Here is a 21,513-nt window from a genome sequence, read left to right on the forward strand (position 1 = left end):
GGACACAACCACGGGGAGTCCTCATGTCCAGCGCAGCGGGCGCGTCCGATCTGCACGTGGTCCTCGGCGCCGGCGGTGCCGTCGGCAGGACCGTCGTCGACGAACTCCACTCCCGCGGCCGGCGGGTGCGCGCGGTCAACCGCAGTGGCGCGCTCACCGTTCCCGACGGCGTCGAGGTCCGACGCGGCGACATCACCACGACCGACGGTGCGCGGGCGGCCTGCGCCGGCGCCGCCGTGGTCTACCACTGCGCGGCTCCGGCCTACACCGCGTGGGTGAGCGAGTTTCCGCGGATGACCGACGCGATCCGCGGCGGCGCGGCGGCCGCCGGGGCCAAGCTGGTCTTCGCGGACAACCTGTTCGCGTACGGGCCGGTGAGCGCGCCGATGACCGAGGACATGCCGTCAGCCGCAAGCAATCCCAAGGGCCGGGTACGGGCCGCGATGGCGCGCTCGCTGCTGGCCGCGCACGAGGCCGGCGAGCTGCGGGTGGCGATCGGGCGCGCGTCCGACTACTACGGCCCGCGCGGGGTCGGCACCACGGTCGGCGAGAACGTGTTCGGCGCGGCGGTGCGGGGCAAGGTCGCCCGCTGGGTGGGGCCCCTGGACCAGCCGCACTCGTTCAGCTACCTGCCCGACTTCGCCAAGGGTCTGGTCCTGCTCGGCGAGGACGCGCGGGCGGACGGACAGGTGTGGCACATCCCCACGGCCGAGCCGCTGACCGGGCGGCGGTTCCTCGATCTGGTCTTCGCCGAGGTGGGCGGCCCGGACAAGTCCGCCTCGGTGAGCCGCACCATGCAGCGCGTGCTCGGCCTGGTCAATCCGACCGTGCGCGCCCTCGGCGAGACCTGGTACCAGCACGACCGCCCGTTCGTGGTCGACTCCACCAAGTTCACCGAGACCTTCGGACCGCTGCCCGCGACCCCGCACGCGGAGGCGATCGCGAGCACCGTCGCCTGGTTCCGCGCCGCGAACGCCTGACGGTCGATCCGCGTCCGCCCCGACCCTGCCGCTGCACGGGCGCCCGCACCGGCACCCGCGCCGAGTCCGGGCGGGCTCGGCTCCTCGGCCGCCGCCCCGGACTCGGACGACCCGAGCCCGGGGCGGCGGCCGAACCGATGCGCCCGCGCCGATCCCGCCCCGCGCGAAGGCGGGTGCGGGTCGGGCGTCGCGGGCGCATCGAGCAGCCCCGGTGCGTATCTCAGCGGCTGCCCGTCAGGTGCGCGAAGACGACGACATTCGCGGCGTAGCCCGTGTGCTTGTCGTATCGACCGCCGCAGGTGATCACCCGCAGTTCGGCGGCGTCGGTCGGGCCGTAGACGACGTCGTCCGGGAAGTCGTCCTTCGGGTAGGACCGGACCGCGTCGACGGAGAAGACCGCAGTGTGTCGGTCCCGCCGTTGTACCTCGATGCGATCGCCCACCCGGAGCAGGCCGAGCTTGAAGAACACCGCCGGGCCCGAGCGGGTGTCCGCGTGGCCGACGGTGATCGCGTTTCCTCGGGCTCCGGGGGCGACGCCGTCGCGATACCAGCCGACCAAATTCTTGTTGCCCACCGGGGGCGTGGCCAGCCGGTGGTCCGGGCCGGTGCCCAGCGGGCTCATCGGCGCGTTGACGCCGATCGACGGGATTTTGATCCGGGTCGCCGCCGACGCCGACATCGGGGCGACGTCCACCCGGTGCCCCGCGTCGTTCGGAACGCGGGCGCGAGCGGGCGCCACGTCCGAGACGGGAGCCGGCGGCCGCTCGACCGTGCCGTCACCGGTTCCGTGCTGTACCAGCCACAGTCCGGCGACGAGCGCCAACGCGGTCGCTCCGGCCGCGAACGGGCCGGAGCGACGCTTGCGGTGCGCCGGCCTGGGTTCAGTTCGACCCATCGCCGGTGGCCCGGCGACGACGGTGGAGGTAGAAGGCGAAGCCACCGAGGGCCGCGCCCCCGACCAGCAGACCGGCCGTCACCTCACCCGTGTCGACCTGCGAACCACCACCGCCGCCACCGGCGTTGACGCTGCCCACCGGCCGGCCGCCCGAACTGCCGCCGGTGCTGCCATTCGTGGTCCCGCCGTTGGTGGTGCCGTTCGGGCAGTCGACCCTGAACACCTTCTGCTTGCCCGCCCCCTGCTCGCCCTCGAAGGTCCACACCAGCTTGTACTGCCCGTTCGGCAGGGACAGCGTCGCGGTGTGCCCGGTCCCGTCCGCCGCGAGGGTGATGTTGCCGCCGAGCACGGTCCCGTTGCCGTCGGCCGGCTGCGCGGCGATCGTGTACGTGACCGACTGGAGGCCGTCGAAGTTGAACGCCGCCAGGTTGAACTGGCACACCTTGGGCTCGTTGCTCTGGTCCGTCGGCGACGTGGTGCTCTTGTGCACCTTCACGTCTCCGTTGTCCCCGGGTGCCATCGGGAGCGCGTGCGCCATGCCGGCACCGGCGAACGTGGCGGCGCCCGCCGCGATCGCGGCGACGGTCAGCCGCCGTAGGCGGGAGGACGGGCTGGGGCAGGGGGATGGCATCACAATGGCACTCCACGGAGAGGGTGGTCGACGGATCGTCGAATCACCTGAAGACGGGACATTTCGACCGTGACGCGCGCACGCATCACCCCACCGGCGACACGCGCCACCCCACCTTGTTTTCACCCGTATGCCTCACCGTGCGGCACCCGTCGCGGCCCGTCACCGCACCCGTGCCACACTCGGCGATATGCCCGTCTCACCACGATTGCGCCCGTTTGACATCGGCTTCGTGCAGGCGTACTCCGAGACTATGCGCGCGCAAGCAGCGGAGCGGCCGCCGCGCCGCACGGTGGAAAGACGCCCGGCCCACGGACGTGGGTGGCGCCCATGACCGGAACCGTGCCCGGACCCGGTTCCCGCCCCCTTCGTGCGTTGCGGACCGAGGCCGATCGCCACGAGGAGCCCGACACGATCCTGGCCGAGTGCTCGACCTCGCTGGACATGGCGGTACGGGCCACCGGCGCCTACGCCGGGGTGGTCTACCTGCGCTCGCCCGATCGGCGCTCACTGGTGCTGGCCAAGGTGGCCGGGCTGGCCGTGTCGCTGCTCGGCCCGTGGAGCCGGGTCCCGGTGACCGGCGCGCTGCCCGCCCCGGAGGCGTACCGCACCGGGCACCTGGTCTTCCTCGCCGACGACGGCGACACCATGCGGCGCTTCCCGCAACTGGCGCTGGGCATGCCGTACGCCTACGCGTCCGCGTCCGCGCCGGTGCGCGCGGGCACCGAGACGTTCGGCGTGGTGACGGTGATGTGGCCCGCCTCGCCCGGCCGGGGCCTGCCCGCCTCCCGGCGCCGCGGACTGCGCGCGGCGGCCAAGCGGCTGGGCAACGCGCTGGGCGCACGGGCCGACCGCGGCACACGCATCGAGTACGACGGCCCGCCGACGGTGACGCTGCTGCCCGCCAACACCTTCCCGCTGATCCGGGTCGGCCTGTTCGACTGGAATGTGGCCACCGGCGACTTCGACGCCGACGAGGAACTGTGCGAACTGTTCGGCGTCGACCCGGCCCGCTTCGATCGACGCGCGACGACGCTGGCCGCCCGGGTGGTCTCCGGGGGCGGGCGCGAGTTCCGTGAGGCCGCGCAACAGGCCGTGCGCACCGGGCGGGTACTCGCCTGGCGACTCCAGGTGACCGGTCCCGACGGCGCCAACCGCCCCCTGGAGGTGTGGGGCCGGGTACCCGACGACGAGGCCGCGGGCCGGGCGCGGCACCTGGTGGGCGCGGTGTTGGACCTGGGCACCGGGGCGGCGGCGGCCGAGGCGGTGGAGCGGCTGCGCGACGGCGTGTTCTCGCTCGACCCCGAGGGCCGGATCACCTACGCCAGCCGCAACCTCGCGGACCTGCTCGGCGTCGCGATGGAGGACGTGCTGGGCCGGACCCCGTGGGATGCCCTGCCGTGGCTGGCCGACCCCTCCTACGAGGACCGCTACCGGGCGGCGATGTTGTCCCAGCAGCCCGGCTCGTTCCTGGCCCGCACCCCGCGCGACCGCTGGCTGGCCTTCTCGCTGTATCCCGACCCGTACGGCCTGACCGGCAAGGTGGTCCCGGTGGGCGCCCCGCCGGGCGCGGGGGGCACGGTCGGCAGCGAGGCGGCCCGGGTGGACACCGAGGCGGCGCCGCCCCGGCTCGGCGCGATCTACCACGTACTCCAGATGGCCGGCGCGCTCACCGAGGCGGTGTCGGTGGGCGAGGTGTGCGAGGTGGTCGCCGACCAGATTCTGCCCGCGTTCGGCGGCCGGGAACTGGCCGTCTACATCGTCCGGGACAAGCGCTTCTTCCTGGCCCTGCAAACCGGCTATCCCGAGGGCTTCCTGGACCGGTTCGAGGGCGTACAACTCGACGCCGCGCTGCCCGGTGTCGAGGCGCTCACCCACGGTGTGCCGATCTTCTTCGAATCGGCGGAGGATCTGTCCGCGGCGTATCCGGGCATCCCGCTCGACGAGATGTCCGCGTGGGCGTTCCTGCCGCTGATCGCCTCGGACCGCCCGGTGGGCAGTTGCATCCTCGGCTTCGACCGGCGGCACGCGTTCACCCCCGAGGAGCGCTCGGTGCTCACCGCGCTGAGCGGCCTGATCGCCCAGGCGCTGGAGCGGGCCCGGCTCTACGACGCGGAATTCGCCCTCGCCCGCGGTCTCCAACACGCGCTGCTCCCGCACCGGCTGCCGAATCTGCCGAACCTGGAGGTGGTCGCCCGCTACCTCCCCGGCACCCAGGGCATGGAGATCGGCGGCGATTGGTACGACGTGATCGACACCGGGAGCAGGGTGGTCCTGGTGATCGGCGACGTCGAGGGACACAGCGTGGCCGCGGCCGGCACCATGGGCCAACTGCGAAGCGCGGTAAGGGCGTTCGCGACCGGCGGGCAGCGGCCCGACGAGGTGGTCCGGGGCACCAACCGGCTGCTCGCCGACCTGGACACCGGCCTGTTCGCCAGTTGCTGCTACATCGAGCTGGACCCGGCCCACGGCACGGCCGAGGCGGTGCGGGCGGGTCATCCGCCGCCGCTGCTGCGCGGCCCGGACGGGCGGACCACGGTGCTCGAACTGGCCGGCGGCACCCTGCTCGGGGTGGATCGGGCCGCCGAGTACCCGGTGACCCGTTTGGCCCTGGACCCCGGCTCGATCCTGGCGCTGTACACCGACGGCCTCGTCGAGGACGTCGGCGCCGACCTGGACCTGGGCATCGACCGCATGCGCGCGTCCCTGTCGCGCGCCGCCGACGCGAGCCTGGCCGAGCTCGCGGATCGAATGCTGCGCGACGCGGGCAGATTGACCGAGCGGGCCGACGACGTGGCCGTACTGCTGACCCGTTGGCCGGCGCCCCGGGACGGGCCGCCGGGATCGGCCGGAACGGGCGCGGACACGGGAGCGGCGGCCGATCTGCGCTGAGCGGCAAACGCGCGACCATGGAAAGAGGAGGAACAGGAGGGCTCGATGGGCACACCCCACAACGCCGGTGCCGACGATGGCGGTGCCGACGCGTCCGCCGTGCCCTGGGGCGCGGACCGGGCGCTGCTCGACCACCTGCTGAACCGGGCACCCATCGGCATGGCGGTGGTCGATCGCGAGCTGCGCTGCGTGTGGCTGAACGACCAGTTGGAACGCAGCGGCGGGATCCCCCGCGCGCTGCGTCTGGGTCGGCGGATAAGCGAGGTGCTGCCCGGCCTGCCGGCCGAGACCATCGAGGCGGTCATGCGCGACGTGCTGGCGACCGGCGTCCCGCTGATCGACCACGAGTACCAGGGCCGCACCGCGAGCGATCCCGACCACGTGCACGCGTACTCGACCTCGTTCTTCCGGCTGGAGGACGGCGCGGGGGTGCCGGCCGGGGTGTGTTACCTCGTGATCGACGTGACCGACCGGTGGCGGGCCCGGCAGCGGCTCGCGCTGCTCAGCGACATCGGCGCGCGGATCGGCACCACCCTGGACGTCGCGCGCACCGCGCAGGAACTCGCCGACGTCGCGGTCCCCGATCTGGCCGACTTCGTCGCGGTCGACCTGCTGGAGCCGGTGCTCAGCGGAGTCGAGCCGGCGCCGGGCCCGGTCCGCCGGGACAACCCCGAGCTGATCCGGCTCGGTCAGCGCTCGGCCCGCGAGGGTCGCGACGGTGGGGCGGCTGCGGCGGGCGGCAACCTGGCCGAGTCGATCGCCCGGATCGGCGAGCCCGCCCCGGTGGCCCGCAACTCCCCCGGCGCCCGCTGCCTGGTCGACGGCAAGGCGGTCCTGGAACCGGTCCTGGACCCGGAGATCCTGCCCTGGCTGGCCGAGGACACGGTGTCCACGGATCGGACCCGCACGGTGGGTCTGCACTCGATGATGGTGATCCCCATCCGGGCTCGCGGCACCATCCTGGGCGTGACGCACTTCTTCCGCCGGGACACCCCCGACCCGTTCGAGGGCGACGACCTGATCCTGGCCGAGGAGTTCGTCTCGCGCGCCGCGGTGTGCATCGACAACGCGCGCCGCTTCACCCACGAGCACGCCGCCGCGCTGGCCCTGCAACGCAGCCTGCTGCCGCACGGCCTGCCTCGACAGACCGCGGTCGAGGTGGCCAGTCGCTACCTGCCCGCCGACGACCGGGCCGGGGTCGGCGGCGACTGGTTCGACGTGATCCCGCTGTCCGGGGCCCGGGTCGCGCTGGTGGTGGGCGACGTGGCCGGGCACGGCACGCACGCCGCGGCGACGATGGGCCGGTTGCGCGCGTCCGTACACACGCTGGCCGACCTGGACATGCCACCGGACGAGTTGCTGGCCCATCTCGACGACCTGGTCATCCGGTTCGTCGACGAGGAGGGCATCGGGGAGGGCGGCGTGGACACCACCGCGCTGGGCGCCAGTTGCCTGTACGCGGTGTACGACCCGGTCGGCCGGGTGTGCACGATCGCGCGCGCCGGGCACCCGCCGCCCGCTCTGGTCCGGCCCGGCGGCGCGGTGGAGTTCCTCGACCTGCCCGCCGGACCGCCACTGGGCCTGGGCGGCCTGCCGTTCGAGTCGGCCGAGTTCGAACTGCCCGAGGGCAGCCTGCTGGTGCTCTACACCGACGGTCTGGTCGAGACGCGCGATCGGGACGTGGAATTCGGGATGGACCGGCTGCGCGCCTCGCTGGCCGACCCCGACCGACCGTTGGACGAGCTGTGTCGCTCGGTGCTGGGCACCCTGTCGCACAATCCGCCGCGGGACGACGTGGCACTGCTCGTCGCGCGCACCCGCACGCTCGACTCCTCGAAGGTGGTGTCCTGGGACCTGCCCGCCGATCCGGCCATCGTCGCCGAGGCGCGCATCCTGGCCGGGCGGCAACTCGCCGATTGGGGACTGGACGACATCGCGTTCACCACCGAGTTGGTGGTCAGCGAACTGGTGACCAACGCGATCCGGTACGCCTCGGGGCCGATCCGCCTGCGGCTGATCCGCGACGCCACGCTGATCTGCGAGGTGTCCGACGCCACCAGCACCAGCCCCCGATTGCGCCACGCGCGCACCTCCGACGAGGGCGGGCGCGGGCTGTTCCTGGTCGCCCAGTTCACCCAGCGCTGGGGCACCCGCTACACGGGTGACGGCAAGACGATCTGGGCGGAGCAGTCACTGCCCGCACCGGGCTGACCCGGTGCCTCCCGACCGGCTCGCCCCGGTTCGGGCAGCCGCCGCTCCGGACGTTCGACGAGCCGGCCGCCCGGACCGACCGGGACCGGCGCGGCGGGGAGTTCGACGGGCCGTGGCCGGCGCACCCGCTGATACCGTTTTCGCATGTCAGGAACCATTCCCCGGGAAACAGGAAATGGCCAGGCCTATCGCGGGCGCAACTCCACCGCGGATCGCGCTTTGGACATCCTCCTGCTGTTCGACGAGGAGCGGCTCGCGGTGTCCGCGAACCAGGTCGCCGAACACCTGGGCGTCGCCCGCTCCACCGCGTACCGCTACCTGCAGAGCCTGACCGCCAACGGGTTCCTGGAGGAGAACGACGGCGGTTCCGGTTTCCGGCTCGGGCCGCGGGTGCTGGACCTGGCCCGGCTGGCCCGCAAGGGGGTCGGGCTGTCCGACCTGGCCCGGCCGTTGATGCGCGAGTTGGCCCGCGCGGTCGGCCAGCCGGTGCTGCTGACCCGGCGGGCCGGCGAGTCGGTGGTGTGCCTCGAACGCGAGGAGGCGACGCACACGCTGCGCCTGTCCTACGAGCGCGGTCAGGTGTTGCCCGTCCACGCCGGCGCCGCGGCGCTGACGTTGTTGGCCTGGGCCGACCACGCCGAGGTGGAGCGACTGCTCGCCCGCCCGCTCCCCCGCTTCACCGACGCCACCGTCACCGATCCCGACGAACTGCGCGGGCGCCTCGCCGACATCCGCGCCGAGGGGTACACGGTGGCGCGCGGTGAGCTCGACCCGGACGTGCTGGGCATCGGCGCCCCCGTGCGCCGCGAGGACGGCGCCGTCGTGGCCGCGGTGAGCATCGCCGCGCTGTCGCACCGGGTTTCCGACGAACGGGTGCCGGAGTACGTCGCGGCCGTCTGCGCCGCGGCCACCGAACTGTCCGCCCGGGTGGTCCGGATGGGCCTGTAGCGACGGCTCGGCTCGGTCAGCCGATCACGGGCAGCCGGCGGTCGAGGAAGGCGTACGTCCGGGCCCACGCGGTCTCGGCGGCCCGGGCGCGGTACAGGTGCGGGCGGGCCTCGCACGCGAAGGCGTGACCCGCGTCCGGGTACACATGGCTCTCGAAGCTCGCGCCTGCCGCGCGCAGCGCGTCGTCGATCGCCTCGACCCGGGGTGCGGGAATGGTCGGGTCCTCGGCGCCCACGTGCAGCAGGAGTGGTGCGTCCAGGTACTTGGCCCGGTCCAGTACGGCGTGCGGCCCCGAGGCTATGCCCGTTCCGTAGAAGACCACGGTGCCGGCGAGGCCGGCGATCGCGGTGGCCGCGGTGAACGCGGCCCGGCCCCCGAAGCAGAAGCCGACCAGTGCGGTGCGGCCGGTGCCGATCGACTCGTGCTCGGCGAGGTGGGCCAACACCGCGCGGATGTCGAGGGCGATCGCCGCCGGGCCGATCGCGTCGATCAGCGGCATCGCCTCGGCGCGCTGTTCGTAGTCGAGCGTACGCACCCCGTTGCGATGGAAGAGGTCGGGTGCCAGGGCCGGGTAGCCGCGGGCGGCGATCCGGCGGGTGATGTCCCGGATGTGCTCGTTGACTCCGAACGCCTCCTGGAGCACCACGACGGCACCGGCGACTCGGGTGTGGGGGTTGTCGTGGGCGTCGGGGCCGTCGTGGCCGCCGTCGGGGCCGTGGGGGTGTGCCGCGTAGACCCGCATCGGACCGTCGCCGGTCGGCACGGTGATCCATCGGCCGGAGCCGAGACCGTGGTCGTGGTCGTGGTCGTGGTCGTGGGAGTCGTTCATCTCGAAGTCCTCGACATCCTGGCGATTCCGGTGCGGCGGGTGACACGGGCCAACGAGGCCACCACATCCCACCCTGGTACGCCCGGGCCCGCCGCGCGCGGCGAGAAGACGGCGCGGACCGGGCCCGCTCGGTCTTGGCAGCGGCCGGTGCGCACCACGTCACCGATCGATCCGGCGACCTCGATCAGGGGCGCGCCGCCGGACCGCCCGGGTCCCGATCGACCGATGGCGGGATTCCGGGCGCGTTGAAGGTCAATCTGTCGAAGTCCCGGCCCTGGACGACCGGACCGAGTTGGGTCCCGCCACTGATCGTGTTGTGCACCGCGCCCGACTCGCCCGCTCCCGCCGGGGTCAACTCGTCCAGCAGCGCGCGCAGTTCCGCCGCCGCGACCGGATCCTCCCGCAGCAGTCGACGCAGCCTGGTCCGCCACTCGGCCTCGATGTCCGCCGCCACCAGATCGTCGCCGGCTTCCCGGGCCACGATCAACTCGCGCTGGGAGAGCTCGAGGTCCTCTTCGATCACGGTCTCCCGGGCCGGGTCCCCGTGGCCGAACAGGGTGGCGATCCGGGCCCGGGCCTGAGCCCAGGACTCGGAGACCATCAGGCCGACCATCGTGGTCGCGCCGGATGTCGCCAGCGTCATCAGTTCCGCTTCCACGCCGCCCCCCGTAGCTGTCCGCACCGAGACGGGCGGGCCCACGCGCGCCGCGCGTCCCGCCCGAACCGTGTCGTCGCCGAGTCCGTCCTCCCGGGCCCGCCGTTGCGCGCATTGTTGCCCACATCCGCGCTCGAACACGCCGACTTCACCGAACTCGACCACATCACGCGACGCCCGCGCGACTCGGCGTGACCCGGCGTGACCCGATGTTACCGCCGCCTGCGCGCCACCGGTCGACCGGCTGTGCACCGCGGCCCGTCCGGGCAATCGGGCGCCGACCGCGGGCCTGACCGCCATCAGGCCGGGCACCGGAGCGCCCTCGCCGCCCTGTGCGGCATCGCCTTCCTCGCTCCACTGGTCCTGCGGGCGAGCCCGATCCGACACCGGCGCGCCCCGGCCCGACGACGGGCGTGGAAACCGCCTGCCGACCCACCGCCGTCCGCACGCTCGGGCCCCTCGTCCGGTCCCTCCGGAAATCCAGGTGACCGCGCCGGAGTTGTCGATCTATGGTGGCCGCATGGACGTGACCTGCAAGCGGATCGGAGCGCCGCGCCCCGCGTTCGGCACCCGGCCGCGAAGCGCGCGTCCGACGTCGAACCGGGAGCCGTGGAAGGGCCGTTGGCCCGATCGCTCCGGGTCGCCTCGCGGCTGATTCGCCACCGGTAGCCAGGGGGACGACACCCGTCGTCCTACCTGCCGGCCCGCGACGCCACAGCCGCCACCGAGCCGACCCGAAGGCCGCCGCCCCGCGCTGAGCCCGGCTCGTCCCGGCTTCGCCGGCGCACGTCGAACCCTCACCGGCCACCCATGCCGCGCCCCGCGCCGCACCGGTCCGGCCACACCGCCACGCCGTCCCGACGGCGCGCGCCGGTGTCGTCGACCGCTGCGCGCGGTGCGCCCATGGGTCGATGAGGTGTGCCCGGTCGCGTCCCGACCGGCCCCGGCGGCCCCTTGAGCCTGCGCGTGCGCCTGCCGCTGCGCTTGCGCTTGCGTCCGCACCTGCCATGCGACGGAGTCCGTTTCCCCTCTGTGCTGTTCGCCCGCCGCACGCGGCTCTGCCGGGTGCCGGGCCATGCCGACGGGGTCACGGGTCGATGGCGGCTGCCCGGATTCGTCTCCACCCATCCATCGAGCAGGAGAGAAGAACCAGTCATGACCGGAACCGCCCGCGACCTCGCCGGCATCCGCAACATCGGGATCATGGCCCACATCGACGCCGGCAAGACCACCACCACCGAGCGGATCCTGTTCTACACGGGCGCCTCGCACCGGATCGGCGAAGTACACGCCGGCACCACCACGACGGACTGGATGCCCCAGGAACGCGATCGCGGCATCACCATCACGTCCGCCGCGATCACGTGCGACTGGACGCTGGAGGGTGTGCGGCACCGGATCAACCTCATCGACACGCCCGGCCACGTCGACTTCACCGTCGAGGTCGAGCGCTGCCTGCGCGTCCTCGACGGCGCCGTGACCGTCTTCGACGGGGTCGCCGGTGTCGAGCCGCAGTCCGAGACGGTGTGGCGTCAGGCGGACCGCTATCGGGTGCCCCGGATCTGCTTCGTCAACAAACTCGACCGCACCGGCGCCGACTTCCGTCGCTGCGTCGAGATGATCGGCGAACGGCTGGGCGCGGTGGCCCTGGTGCTGCAACTGCCGATCGGCGCCGAGGCCGACTTCCACGGCGTCGTCGACCTGGTACGCATGCGCGCCCTGCTCTGGTCGGCCGAGACCGGACTGGGTGAGGCGTACGAGGACGTCGAGATCCCGGCCGCGCATCGCGCGACCGCGCTCGAATGGCGTGCCCGGCTGCTGGAGACCGCGGCCGAACACGACGAGGCGATGTTGGAGCTGTACCTGGCGGGCGAGGAGCCCACCGAGGCGCAGTTGCACGCCGCGATCCGCCGGATCACCATCGCCTCCGGTCTCCACGAGGGTCGCACCGCGACCCCCGTGCTCTGTGGAACCGCCTTCAAGAACAAGGGAGTTCAACCGCTGCTCGACGCCGTCGCACGCTACCTGCCGTCCCCGCTGGACGTGCGGGCGATCGAGGGCCACGCGGTCGACCCGACGCGGCCCGATGTCGTCCGCCTGCCCTCGGACGAACAGCCGCTCGCGGCCCTCGCGTTCAAGATCGCGAGTGATCCGCACCTGGGCAAGCTGACCTTCATCCGGCTGTACTCGGGCCGGCTCCGCACCGGCGACCAGGTGCAGAATTCGGTCAAGGGCCGCAAGGAGCGGGTCGGCAAGATCTACCGTATGCACGCCGCCAAACGAGAGGAGATCGCGTCCGTGGGCGCGGGCGACATCGTCGCGGTGATGGGGCTGCGCCAGACCACCACCGGCGAGACGTTGTGCGACCCGGCAAACCCGGTGGTGCTGGAATCGATGGACTTCCCGATCCCGGTGATCGAGGTGGCCATCGAGCCCAAGTCCCGGGCCGACCAGGAGAAACTGGGCGCCGCCATCCAGCGCCTGGCCGAGGAGGACCCGTCGTTCCGGGTCAAGACCGACCGGGACACCGGCCAGACCGTCGTGTCGGGCATGGGCGAACTGCACCTGGAGGTACTGGTCGACCGGATGCGGCTGGAGTTCGACGTGGCCGCCGACGTCGGCCGGCCCCGGGTCGCCTACCGCGAGACGGTGCGCGCGGCGGTACCCGGGCACGACTACACCTATCGGAAGCAGACCGGCGGCAAGGGCCAGTACGCCAAGGTCCGGATCGCGATCGAACCACTGGAGGGAGACGGCTACGAGTTCGTCGACAAGATCACCGGCGGGCGGGTCCCGAAGGAGTACATCCCGTCGGTGGACGCGGGCTGCCGGGCCGCGATGGAGTTCGGGGTGCTGGCCGGCTACCCGCTCACCGGACTTCGGGTCACCCTGCTCGACGGCGACTTCCACGACGTCGACTCGTCCGAGATGGCCTTCCGGATCGCCGGATCGCTGGCCTTCAAGGAGGCCGCGCGGCTGGCGTCGCCGACCCTGCTCGAACCGATGATGGCGGTGGAGGTGACCACGCCGGAGGACTACCTCGGTGAGGTGATCGGCAACCTCAACGCCCGTCGCGGACAGGTCAGGACGATGTCGGAGCGCTCCGGCGCCAAGGTGATCGCCGCGCTGGTGCCGCTCGCCGAGATGTTCGGCTACGTGGGCGACCTGCGGGGCCGGACCTCGGGTCGGGCGAGCTACACGATGGAGTTCGACTCGTACGCCCCGGTGCCCGGACACGTCGCGGAGACGATCCTGGCCAAGGCCGGCACGGCGTAGCGGTCGAGAAGGGTGCGGGGCTCCGCCTGCGCGCGGAGCCCCGCACCCGGGTCCGGTTCCGGGGAACGGGACCCGGGTTCACTCCACGACGGTGGCGGTGCCTCGATAGGCGAACCCCGTCCGATAGGCCCACACCACGGCCTGGGTGCGATCGCGCACGTCGAGCTTGGCCAGCACGTGTTTGACGTGCGTCTTGACCGTCTCCACGGACAGGTGCAGCGAACGCGCGATCTCGGTGTTCGACAGGCCCAGCGCCATCGCCCGCAGCACGTCCGCCTCACGATCGGTGAGCCGGGCCGCGCGCTCGTGGTCGGGGCCCACCCGCGCGGCGTGCGAGGCGAACAACCTGCGGGCCACCGCCGGCGAGACCACCGCGTCGCCGGCGGCGACCGCGCGGATCGCCGTGACCAGTTCCTCGGGGGTGGCCCGCTTGAGCAGGAATCCGTCCGCCCCGGCGGTGATCGCGTCGTCCACCACCTCGTCCAGGTCGAATGTGGTGAGCACCAGGACCCTCGGGCGATCCGGCGCGGCCATCAGGTCGCGGGTGGCGGAGACCCCGTCGCGGACCGGCATCCGGATGTCCATCACCACCACGTCGGGTTTCAGTGCGAGCGCGGCGCGCACCGCCTCGACGCCGTTCGCGGCCTCGCCCACCACCTCGATGCCCGGCTCGGCCCGAAGCAGCGCCTTGAGGCCGCCGCGGACCAGTGCGTCGTCGTCGGCCAGCAGGACCCGGATCACGAGGGTGCCTGTGCGGGCAGGGTCGCGCGTACCCGGAATCCGGTGCGAATCGGGCCCGCCTCCACCTCGCCGCCGACCAGGCGGGCGCGTTCGCGCATGTTGGCCAGACCGCGACCGGGCGGGCCGATCCGAAGGTTTCCGCCCTGGTTGACGATTTCCAGCACCACGGTGGCGCCGACCTGGGCCAGGTGCACGTCGATCCGGCCCGCCTCGGTGTGGCGCAGGGCGTTGGTCAGCGCCTCCTGGACGATCCGGTGCAGCGCCCGGGCGACGCCGGCGCTCATCGTGACCTCCGCGGCGTCCAGCCGCAGCTCCCGTCCGGCGGCCCGGACCCGATCGACCAGGCCGGTCAGGTCCGTCACCGGCTCGGCCGCGTGCATCACCCGGACCAGGCGGTCGAGTTCGCCGAGCGCCTCGCGGCCCACGCTCTCGATGTTGCCGAGCGCCTCGCGCGCGAAGGCCGGATCCGCCGCGAACACCCGGCGGCCGACCCCCGCCTGCATGACCATCACGTTCACCGCGTGCCCGATCGAGTCGTGCAGCTCACGGGCCAACTCGGTGCGTTCCTCGGCCCGGACCCGGGCGTGCTCGGCGGCGGTGGCGGCCCGTCGACTGCGCGCCGCGTCGCCGGTGACGGTGGCGATCAGGAAGCACACCAACAGGCTGAACACCTCCACCGCGCCGACCGGCTCGCGATCGGACAACACGTAGCCGCTCACCGCGGCGAGTCCCGCCACCGCGCCGACCCATCGATCGAGCGCGCCGCGCAGCGAGAAGAGGGTGAACAGCGAGATCCACGCGGGCCATTGGGTCACCGTGGTGGCATAACCCGCCACCGAGTTGACCACCACCAGCACCGACGCGACGACGACCACCACGACCGGCGCGGTCCGGCGCCACCACAGGCAGCCCGCCGCCGCGACCGCCAGTGCCAGACCGGCCGGGTCCTGGCTGCGATAGGGCGAACCGGCCGGCACGAACACGGTTACCGAGGCCGCGCAGACCACGAATGCCACGGTCAGCCAGGCGTCGGAAATGCGCATGGCCCATCCTGCACCGATCGGGGCCGGATCGGTCCACCTCCCCTCGGCGGAGACCACCCTCCCTCGCAGGAGGGAGACGGTTCCCCCGTCCCGAGGGGCGAGCGCGGCACCCCGCGCTTCCTAGCGTTGCCGGCATGCAGCGAAAGGACGCACGGACATGACAGCGGTGACGCACGACTCGACCCGAGGGCGCACGGCGGGAGTCTGGTGGCTTGCCCTGACGGCCCTGGCCATCGCGGTCTTCGCGCCGCTGCCCTACCTGACCGCCTCGCTGGCCGAGTTGGCCGCGGACGACGGCGACATCGCCGCGAACTACGCGGACCGACCCGCGTGGGTCCGCGCCGCCTTCTACGCCCACATCGTGCCCGCCGCCGTGGCCCTGCTGTTGTCCCCGGCGCAGCTCTCGGCCCGCGCCCGGGCCCGCGCGCCGCGGCTGCACCGGGTCTGCGGTCGGGTGGTGGTGGCGTGCATCGTGGTCGGCGGCGTCGCCGGCCTGACGCTCGCGCCGATGAGCTATGCCGGCGCGGTGGGCACGGCCGGGTTCGGCATGCTCGCGGTGTTGTGGACGACCTGCGCGCTGTCGGCCGTACGGGCCATTCGGCGCGGCGCGGTGGAGGAGCACCGCCGGTGGATGCACCGGACCTTCGCGTTCACCTACGCGGCGGTGACGCTGCGGCTGTGGCTGGTGATCCTGGTCCCGTTCACCGACTTCGACAGCGCGTACAAGGTGGTCCCGTTCCTGTGCTGGGTGCCCAACCTGATCGTGGTCGAGTTGTTGCTGCGCCGGAACGGGCGGGGTCGGTCGGCGTCGCGCCGGCGTCCCGGCGGCACACCGGATTCGCCGGTTCGGACCGGGTGAGACAGGGCCCCTCGTGCGGGGGAGGGCGCACGGCGAGGTTGAGCAGGGGTCTTCCGTCTCGTCGCCAGGTCTCGGGCTCGCGGGGGGGCGCGCACCCGAAGATCATTCCGCCCGTCACGTGCGCGCGGGATGTTCGTCGCCCGTTCGCCACCTGCGGCCCATAGCGTCACGGCGGCATCCCCCGACGCCCTCGACCGCAAGGACTCCACATGGCGACCGCCGATCACTCGAACCGACCCGATCACCCCGCTGTGCGACTGCCCGAATGGGCCGACCCGGAGGTGGCCGAGGACCGGCTCGACGCGCAGGGCGTGTCCCGACGCGGCCTGATCGGTCGGGCGGGGCTGTTCGGGGCCGGTTTCCTGGGCGCGTCGGCGCTCGGTGCGGTCGGCGCCGGCTCGGCCGCCGCGGCCGAGTCCGACGACGAGGTGCAGGCGAGCTCGCGTCCCGGTCACGACGGTCCGCCCGCCAAGTACGCCTACCTGGTGGGCGACCACCACGTGCACACCGTCTACAGCCACGACGCCAAGTACGGCTTCGCCCAGTCGGCGGCGCAGGGTCGCCAGTTCGGTCTGGACTGGATCGTCTACACCGAGCACGCCAACTTCGGCCACGCCAACGCGGGCGGCGCCCAGCGCGAGCACGAGGAGATCGTCAAGGCGCGCAAGGAGAACCCCCGGGTCCTGATCTTCCAGGGCCTGGAGTGGTACGTGCCCGCCGCCGAGCACGCCACCCTGATGGTCGCGCCCGGCGCCAACGAGGTGGAGCTGCTGCGGCAGTTCGAGCTGAAGTTCGACGCGAAGCTGAACAAGTTCGACGTCGGCGCGGTGGGGGACCCGGCCACCGCCGCCAACGAGGCCAAGGCCGTGGAGGCGATCCGCTGGCTCGGGCAGCGCCGGCGCGAGGGCTACGTGGACGACGTGCTGGTGTTGGCGAACCACCCGAGCCGGCTGGGCATCGTCTCCCCGCACGAATTGCGCGCGTGGCAGGACGCGGACCCGTCGATCTTCCTCGGCTTCGAGGGCGCGCCCGGTTCGCAGGCCAACGCCGACCCGGAATGGGTGAAGTTCCGCGAGGGGCAGTCGGGGCCGGGCAGCTTCCAGCGCGGCGAGTACCAGAACGCGCCGTCGCCGCAGAGCTGGCCGAGGTACCCGATCGAGAGCTACCGCACGCACGGCGGCTTCGACTGGATGACCGCGACGGTCGGCGGCATGTGGGACGCGCTGCTCGCCGAGGGGCGGCTGTGGTCGGTCACCTCGAACTCGGACAACCACCGCACCATGTTCGACACTTACGCGGACGGCGCCTACCCGCCCGGCAAGGGCTTCGACGATCTCGGCTCCAAGCCGCTGCCGGTGGACACCGGGGTCCCGCAGCCCGGCAGCGACTTCTGGCCGGGGCAGTTCAGCCGCACCCACGTGGGTGTGGAGCGCTTCGGCTACCGCGACGTGATGGCGGGCCTGCGCGCCGGGCGGGTGTGGGTGGACCACGGCCAGTTGCTGGACGGTCTCGACGTGTGGCTGGTCGCGGACAACGGTCGCACCGAGCCGGTCACCCTGGGCGGCCGGCTGCCGCTGGCGGCCAACCGGGGCGCCACGCTCTACATCCAGGTCACCACGGCGAGCCGGCCCAACTACCACGGTGAGATCCCCCGGCTCGCGCATGTGGACGTGATCACCGGAACCGTCACCGGCAGGTCCCGCGACGCCGACTCGTGGCAGGCCCCGGACACCCGTGTCAGCAAGCGCATCGACGTGGCCGGCCGGACCGGCACCTACACCCTGAAGGTGCAACTGCCGCGCCGGAACAAGCCGTACTACATCCGGCTCCGGGGCAGCGACGGAAACCGGCACGGCGTGGGCCCGTTCGGTCCGCGCGTCGACCCGGCCGGGCCGATCCAGCACCCGAACAACGACGGCGACCCGTGGCGCGACATCTGGTTCTACAGCAACCCGATCTTCGTCGACGTCAAGGGCTCGCACGGAGGCTGACCGACGCGCAGGGCACAACCGAGGCCGGGGATCATCGATCCCCGGCCTCCGCCGCGAGCCGGGTGCCGATGCGCACCGGGACCCGGCCGAGCGTTTCGGCGATGCGCCGCCGGCGCGGACCCACCAGGATCCGCCGGACACGACCTAGCCCAGCCGAAGGGCCAAGCCGTCCAGCACGCGCTGGAGGCCGTAGTCGAAGTTCTCGTCGCGGACCCGTGCCGGGTCCTGGTCGCGGTGGGCGGCCTGCGCCTCGAGCAGCCTCGGGTGGTCCGCCATCGCCTGGTCGGTACTCGGCTGGAGACCGGCCATCCACTCCTGCTCGGTCTGCCCGCTGCGGACGATCATCGACATGTAGGCGGCCTCGGCGGTGGCCACCCCGATCACGTACGCCAACACCGTGCTCATCGCCCGGTCGGTCTCGTTCGCGGCGAAACCCGCGGTGTCGAACATGGCCAGCATGCGCTCGGACAGTCGCAACACGTTGGGCCCGAGGTAGGCCAGGCCCACCTGACCGAGCACCGAGGCGACCCACGGGTGCCCCGGCACCATCGCCCGCAGACTGTACGCACACCGGCCGGTCGCCGAGCGCCAGTCCGCCGGATCGCTCACCTCGGGCACGTCCAGTTCGCCGTAGACCTCGTCCACGACCAACTCGATCAGCTCGTCCTTGTTGGCCACGTGCCGATACAGCGAGGTCGCCCCGCGTCCAGGCGGGTGCCCAGGCGCCGCATGCTCAGCGCCTCCAGGCCCTCCTCGTCCAACAACCGCACGGCCTCGGCCACGATCTGTTCCCGGCTCAACTGCTCCCGCTGTCGACGCGGGCGAGTCCACGCGGATTCGATCGACTTCTGTTCGGCTGACATGGGGCCGACCCGATCGGCGTGCTGCTGTCGATGGTCGGTATGACCGCGCTGGTGTGGACCATCATCGAGTCCGCCAAGGAGGGCCTGTCGCACCCGAGCACGCGGATCTCGCTGGTCCTGGCCGTGGTCTGCCTGGTGTCGTTCGGCTTCTGGGAGGTCCGCACGGCGCACCCGATGGTCCCGCTCGCGCTGTTTCGCAACCGCGTCTTCAGCGGTGCGAGCTTCTCGCTCGTGCTGCTGACCTTCGCCAACGGCGGCCTGATGCTGATCCTGACCCAGTACGTGCAGTTCGTGCTCAGCTACTCGCCGAGCAAGACCGGTCTGGCCTTCGCCCCGATGGCGGTCGCCTCGCCGGCGTTCAACGGGATCGGCGCCACGCTGGGCAACAGGATCGGCAACCGGACGATGACCGCGATCGGCCCGGTGATCATCGCGGCCGGCTTCGGCGCGCTGGCGAGTCTGCCCTCGAACGCCGGTTTCGCCCTGCTCTCCGGCGCCATGGTGCTGATCGGAATCGGCGGCGGGTTGGCGATGCCGGCGGCGACCGGGGCCCTGATGGGCGCGGTGCCCGCCGAGCACGCCGGCGTCGGCTCGGCACTCAACGACACCGTCCAGCAGGCGGGCGCCGCGCTGGGTGTGGCCGTGCTGGGCAGCATCCTCTCCGCTACCTACACCGGCGCGATGCCCGACTCGGCGCCCGAGCAGGCCCGGGAGTCGATCTCCGACGCGTTCGCCCTGGCCGACGCCTCCGGTGACCACGGGTCGGCGGACGCCGCCCGCGAGGCCTTCACCAGCGCGATGTCGGCCGGCTTCTGGGCCGGCGCCGCCGGCGTCCTGGCCGCCGCCGCACTCGCCCTGATCCTGATGCGCGAGCCGAGGTCCGACGCGCCCGCGGCGGACCCGGACCAGGCGGACACGAACGAGCTCGCCGTCGCCGCGGGTACGGCCAACTGACCCGAATCGCAGCGCTGTTCGCCCGCCCCGACGGCCACCCGGCCGGCGGGGCGGCGGCATGTCATCCGTCCGGTGCGCCGGCCGGGCGGCGGCCGGTCAGGTGGGCGAACGCGACCACGTTGCCCCGGTAGCGCTGTTCGACCTCGTCGAAGCCCGCCCCGCACGTGATCAGCCGCAACTCCGCCCCTTTCGCGGCGCCGTAGACCCGTCGATCGGGGAATCGTTCGGCGCGATAGACCTCGATGGCGTCGATGCTGAAGATCGCCGTGTCGCCGTCGGCCCGATCGACCTCGACGGTGTTCCCCCGGCGCAGCTCGCCGAGGTGGTAGAAGACCGCCGGACCCTGCCGGGTGTCCACGTGCCCGGCCACGATCGCGGTGCCGCCGGCCCCCGGCGCGGTGCCCTCGCGGTACCAGCCTGCGAGATTGCCCTCGTCGTCCGGCGGGGCCGCGAGTCGGCCGCCGTCCTCGAGCGTCAGCCCGGTCAGCGGGGCGTCCACCGAGATCGCCGGGATCCGCACCCGGATCGGCGCCGCGGTCGGCAGGGGGGCCAGCGGAGGTGGATCGTGCGGCGCCGGGCGCGGCTGGTCCGGATAGACCCGGGCCTCGCCGGGCTGCGGCGGCGGGTCGGCGGCCCCGGTGCCGTTGACGATCAGTACGAGGCCCAGGCACATCGCGGCTGCGGCGGCGCCCACCGGTCCCCTGCCGCGCTTGCGCCCGGGTGCGGTGTCGGCCGGCGCCGAAGGTTCCACGAATGCTCCTGACCAACTGTGCCCGACGACGGCCTCGGCCCGAAGTCGCCCGTGTGGTGGGTGTATTCCGCCCGGTTCCCGCACCGCGCGACCGTGGTCGGGCGGTGCGGGAACGCGGTGCCGGAGTGCTGCCGCGCTGCGGTGCCGCGGCCGGGAGGGATCCGCTCAGATCCGGCCGGCCGCGCGTCGACGACGACGCAGCACGAGGACACCGGCGCCGGCGGCGAACAGGCCGGCGCCGAGTGCGATCTCGCTGCCGCCGGCGTCGGTGGAGGTCCCGCCGGCACCGGTGTGCATGCTGCCCGAGGGAGCCGCGGCGTGGCTGCCCTCGTACCCGCCGGTGCTGTCATGCGTATCCTCGGCGGAGTCCGCGCGGCCCTTGTCATGGCCGCTCTCGGTGGCGGCCTTCTCGCCGGAACCGGTCTTGTCGCCGGAACCGCTCTTCTCGCCGGCGGACTTGACCTCCGGGCACGCCTTGACGGCGGCCGATGCCGCGGCGTCGAACTCGTGCTTGGCGCGGTCGAGCTGCTCCTGCCGGGACTTGTCGGGCTTCCCGCCGGCGGCGGCCGCGTCCTTGCCGTATTCCGCGACCGCGGCGTCGTACTGCAGTTGGGCCTTCGCGGCGGCGGCGACCGCCTTCGCGCAGTCGGCCGGGTTGACCTGGGACCGGGCGGGGGCGGCGTGGCCGACCGCCGGGGCGGCCAGCGCGAGGCTCGTGCCGAGCAGCGCGGCGCCCGCAAGCCTGTTGATCGAACGCATGATGCAACCTCCGGCGAGCCCGGACGCGGTAGCGACCTACCGCTGGGACAGCCGTGCTCGCGACCTCCAGCCAAGCCGGGCGTCCGACCCCGCGCATGCCGAGAATGCCGGGGCGAAGCCGGCCGGCTACACTGTGTCACGCGCACGGCCCCGGGTTTCCGCGCGAGACCGGGTCCGCGAGCGCGGTTCGCACAACTCCGCGCCGGCCTACCCGAACGGGTGACCACCGACGCCG

The 21,513-nt window shown here is 73.0% G+C and carries 16 protein-coding genes and 1 pseudogene; 8 read left to right on the plus strand and 9 right to left on the minus strand.

Annotation, left to right across the window (positions count from 1 at the left end; translation table 11 throughout):
* Window positions 1-23 precede the first annotated feature (23 nt).
* The gene (locus tag OG948_RS44200; protein WP_331770645.1) at window positions 24-980 is read left to right on the plus strand and encodes an NAD-dependent epimerase/dehydratase family protein; all 957 of its coding nucleotides are present in this window, start codon (window positions 24-26) and stop codon (window positions 978-980) included.
* A 220-nt stretch (window positions 981-1,200) separates the two neighbouring features.
* On the opposite strand, the gene OG948_RS44205 is transcribed toward OG948_RS44200, so the two are convergent.
* Window positions 1,201-1,875: a class F sortase gene (locus OG948_RS44205; protein WP_331770646.1), complete on the minus strand. Its 675-nt coding sequence runs from the start codon at window positions 1,873-1,875 to the stop codon at window positions 1,201-1,203.
* Window positions 1,862-2,506, minus strand: coding sequence for a hypothetical protein (locus OG948_RS44210; RefSeq protein ID WP_331770647.1), 645 nt, complete (start codon window positions 2,504-2,506; stop codon window positions 1,862-1,864). Before OG948_RS44210 ends, OG948_RS44205 begins: the two co-directional genes overlap by 14 nt.
* A gap of 330 nt (window positions 2,507-2,836) precedes the next feature.
* On the opposite strand from OG948_RS44210, the gene OG948_RS44215 reads away from it, so the two are divergent.
* From OG948_RS44215 to OG948_RS44225, 3 genes are all read left to right on the plus strand, one after another.
* Entirely contained in the window at window positions 2,837-5,398 is a 2,562-nt protein-coding gene (locus tag OG948_RS44215) for a SpoIIE family protein phosphatase (protein ID WP_331770648.1), read from the plus strand.
* Between the two features lie 45 nt (window positions 5,399-5,443).
* A complete protein-coding gene (locus OG948_RS44220; protein WP_331770649.1) occupies window positions 5,444-7,609 on the plus strand; it encodes a SpoIIE family protein phosphatase in 2,166 nt (721 codons plus the stop codon).
* A 144-nt stretch (window positions 7,610-7,753) separates the two neighbouring features.
* Entirely contained in the window at window positions 7,754-8,557 is an 804-nt protein-coding gene (locus tag OG948_RS44225) for an IclR family transcriptional regulator (protein ID WP_331770650.1), read from the plus strand.
* Between the two features lie 16 nt (window positions 8,558-8,573).
* On the opposite strand, the gene OG948_RS44230 is transcribed toward OG948_RS44225, so the two are convergent.
* Window positions 8,574-9,386, minus strand: coding sequence for a dienelactone hydrolase family protein (locus tag OG948_RS44230; protein ID WP_331770651.1), 813 nt, complete (start codon window positions 9,384-9,386; stop codon window positions 8,574-8,576).
* 184 nt (window positions 9,387-9,570) lie between these two features.
* Window positions 9,571-10,029: a hypothetical protein gene (locus OG948_RS44235; RefSeq protein WP_331770652.1), complete on the minus strand. Its 459-nt coding sequence runs from the start codon at window positions 10,027-10,029 to the stop codon at window positions 9,571-9,573.
* Between the two features lie 1,167 nt (window positions 10,030-11,196).
* Between OG948_RS44235 and fusA the strand changes: the two genes are divergently transcribed.
* Window positions 11,197-13,317: an elongation factor G gene (fusA, locus tag OG948_RS44240; protein ID WP_331770653.1), complete on the plus strand. Its 2,121-nt coding sequence runs from the start codon at window positions 11,197-11,199 to the stop codon at window positions 13,315-13,317.
* Between the two features lie 78 nt (window positions 13,318-13,395).
* Here fusA and OG948_RS44245 read toward each other — a convergent pair whose 3' ends face one another.
* Both OG948_RS44245 and OG948_RS44250 read right to left on the minus strand, forming a co-directional pair.
* Window positions 13,396-14,058 carry a response regulator transcription factor gene (locus tag OG948_RS44245; protein WP_331770654.1) on the minus strand — a complete coding sequence of 221 codons (663 nt, stop codon included), beginning with the start codon at window positions 14,056-14,058 and terminating at the stop codon, window positions 13,396-13,398.
* Window positions 14,055-15,101, minus strand: a complete 1,047-nt coding sequence (locus OG948_RS44250) for a histidine kinase (RefSeq protein ID WP_331770655.1) — start codon at window positions 15,099-15,101, stop codon at window positions 14,055-14,057. Before OG948_RS44250 ends, OG948_RS44245 begins: the two co-directional genes overlap by 4 nt.
* A gap of 157 nt (window positions 15,102-15,258) precedes the next feature.
* Between OG948_RS44250 and OG948_RS44255 the strand changes: the two genes are divergently transcribed.
* Together OG948_RS44255 and OG948_RS44260 are read left to right on the plus strand one after the other, a co-directional pair.
* Window positions 15,259-15,960 (plus strand): DUF2306 domain-containing protein, encoded by a 702-nt coding sequence (locus OG948_RS44255; protein WP_331770656.1) that lies wholly within the window; start codon window positions 15,259-15,261, stop codon window positions 15,958-15,960.
* Window positions 15,961-16,169: 209 nt separating this feature from the next.
* Window positions 16,170-17,951 carry a histidinol-phosphatase gene (locus OG948_RS44260; protein ID WP_331770657.1) on the plus strand — a complete coding sequence of 594 codons (1,782 nt, stop codon included), beginning with the start codon at window positions 16,170-16,172 and terminating at the stop codon, window positions 17,949-17,951.
* Between the two features lie 144 nt (window positions 17,952-18,095).
* On the opposite strand, the pseudogene OG948_RS44265 reads toward OG948_RS44260, so the two are convergent.
* Window positions 18,096-18,814, minus strand: a pseudogene (locus OG948_RS44265) (TetR/AcrR family transcriptional regulator).
* A 39-nt stretch (window positions 18,815-18,853) separates the two neighbouring features.
* Between OG948_RS44265 and OG948_RS44270 the strand changes: the two are divergent.
* Window positions 18,854-19,768, plus strand: a complete 915-nt coding sequence (locus tag OG948_RS44270) for an MFS transporter (protein ID WP_331770658.1) — start codon at window positions 18,854-18,856, stop codon at window positions 19,766-19,768.
* Between the two features lie 61 nt (window positions 19,769-19,829).
* On the opposite strand, the gene OG948_RS44275 is transcribed toward OG948_RS44270, so the two are convergent.
* Entirely contained in the window at window positions 19,830-20,519 is a 690-nt protein-coding gene (locus tag OG948_RS44275; protein ID WP_331770659.1) for a class F sortase, read from the minus strand.
* 165 nt (window positions 20,520-20,684) lie between these two features.
* Complete coding sequence (locus tag OG948_RS44280) at window positions 20,685-21,278, minus strand: hypothetical protein (RefSeq protein WP_331770660.1); 594 nt, start codon at window positions 21,276-21,278, stop codon at window positions 20,685-20,687.
* Between the last annotated feature and the right edge of the window lie 235 nt (window positions 21,279-21,513).

Source organism: Embleya sp. NBC_00888, assembly GCF_045207655.1.
Lineage (GTDB): Bacteria > Actinomycetota > Actinomycetes > Streptomycetales > Streptomycetaceae > Embleya.

Excerpts from the sequence above, each read along its gene's own strand:
- fusA (WP_331770653.1), top strand. The coding sequence starts at position 11,197 with ATGACCGGAACCGCCCGCGACCTCGCCGGCATCCGCAACATCGGGATC.
- OG948_RS44200 (WP_331770645.1), top strand. The coding sequence starts at position 24 with ATGTCCAGCGCAGCGGGCGCGTCCGATCTGCACGTGGTCCTCGGCGCC.
- OG948_RS44270 (WP_331770658.1), top strand. The coding sequence starts at position 18,854 with ATGACCGCGCTGGTGTGGACCATCATCGAGTCCGCCAAGGAGGGCCTG.
- OG948_RS44220 (WP_331770649.1), top strand. The coding sequence starts at position 5,444 with ATGGGCACACCCCACAACGCCGGTGCCGACGATGGCGGTGCCGACGCG.
- OG948_RS44230 (WP_331770651.1), bottom strand. The coding sequence starts at position 9,386 with ATGAACGACTCCCACGACCACGACCACGACCACGACCACGGTCTCGGC.
- OG948_RS44260 (WP_331770657.1), top strand. The coding sequence starts at position 16,170 with ATGGCGACCGCCGATCACTCGAACCGACCCGATCACCCCGCTGTGCGA.
- OG948_RS44280 (WP_331770660.1), bottom strand. The coding sequence starts at position 21,278 with ATGCGTTCGATCAACAGGCTTGCGGGCGCCGCGCTGCTCGGCACGAGC.
- OG948_RS44250 (WP_331770655.1), bottom strand. The coding sequence starts at position 15,101 with ATGCGCATTTCCGACGCCTGGCTGACCGTGGCATTCGTGGTCTGCGCG.
- OG948_RS44255 (WP_331770656.1), top strand. The coding sequence starts at position 15,259 with ATGACAGCGGTGACGCACGACTCGACCCGAGGGCGCACGGCGGGAGTC.
- OG948_RS44210 (WP_331770647.1), bottom strand. The coding sequence starts at position 2,506 with ATGCCATCCCCCTGCCCCAGCCCGTCCTCCCGCCTACGGCGGCTGACC.
- OG948_RS44235 (WP_331770652.1), bottom strand. The coding sequence starts at position 10,029 with ATGACGCTGGCGACATCCGGCGCGACCACGATGGTCGGCCTGATGGTC.
- OG948_RS44205 (WP_331770646.1), bottom strand. The coding sequence starts at position 1,875 with ATGGGTCGAACTGAACCCAGGCCGGCGCACCGCAAGCGTCGCTCCGGC.
- OG948_RS44215 (WP_331770648.1), top strand. The coding sequence starts at position 2,837 with ATGACCGGAACCGTGCCCGGACCCGGTTCCCGCCCCCTTCGTGCGTTG.
- OG948_RS44225 (WP_331770650.1), top strand. The coding sequence starts at position 7,754 with ATGTCAGGAACCATTCCCCGGGAAACAGGAAATGGCCAGGCCTATCGC.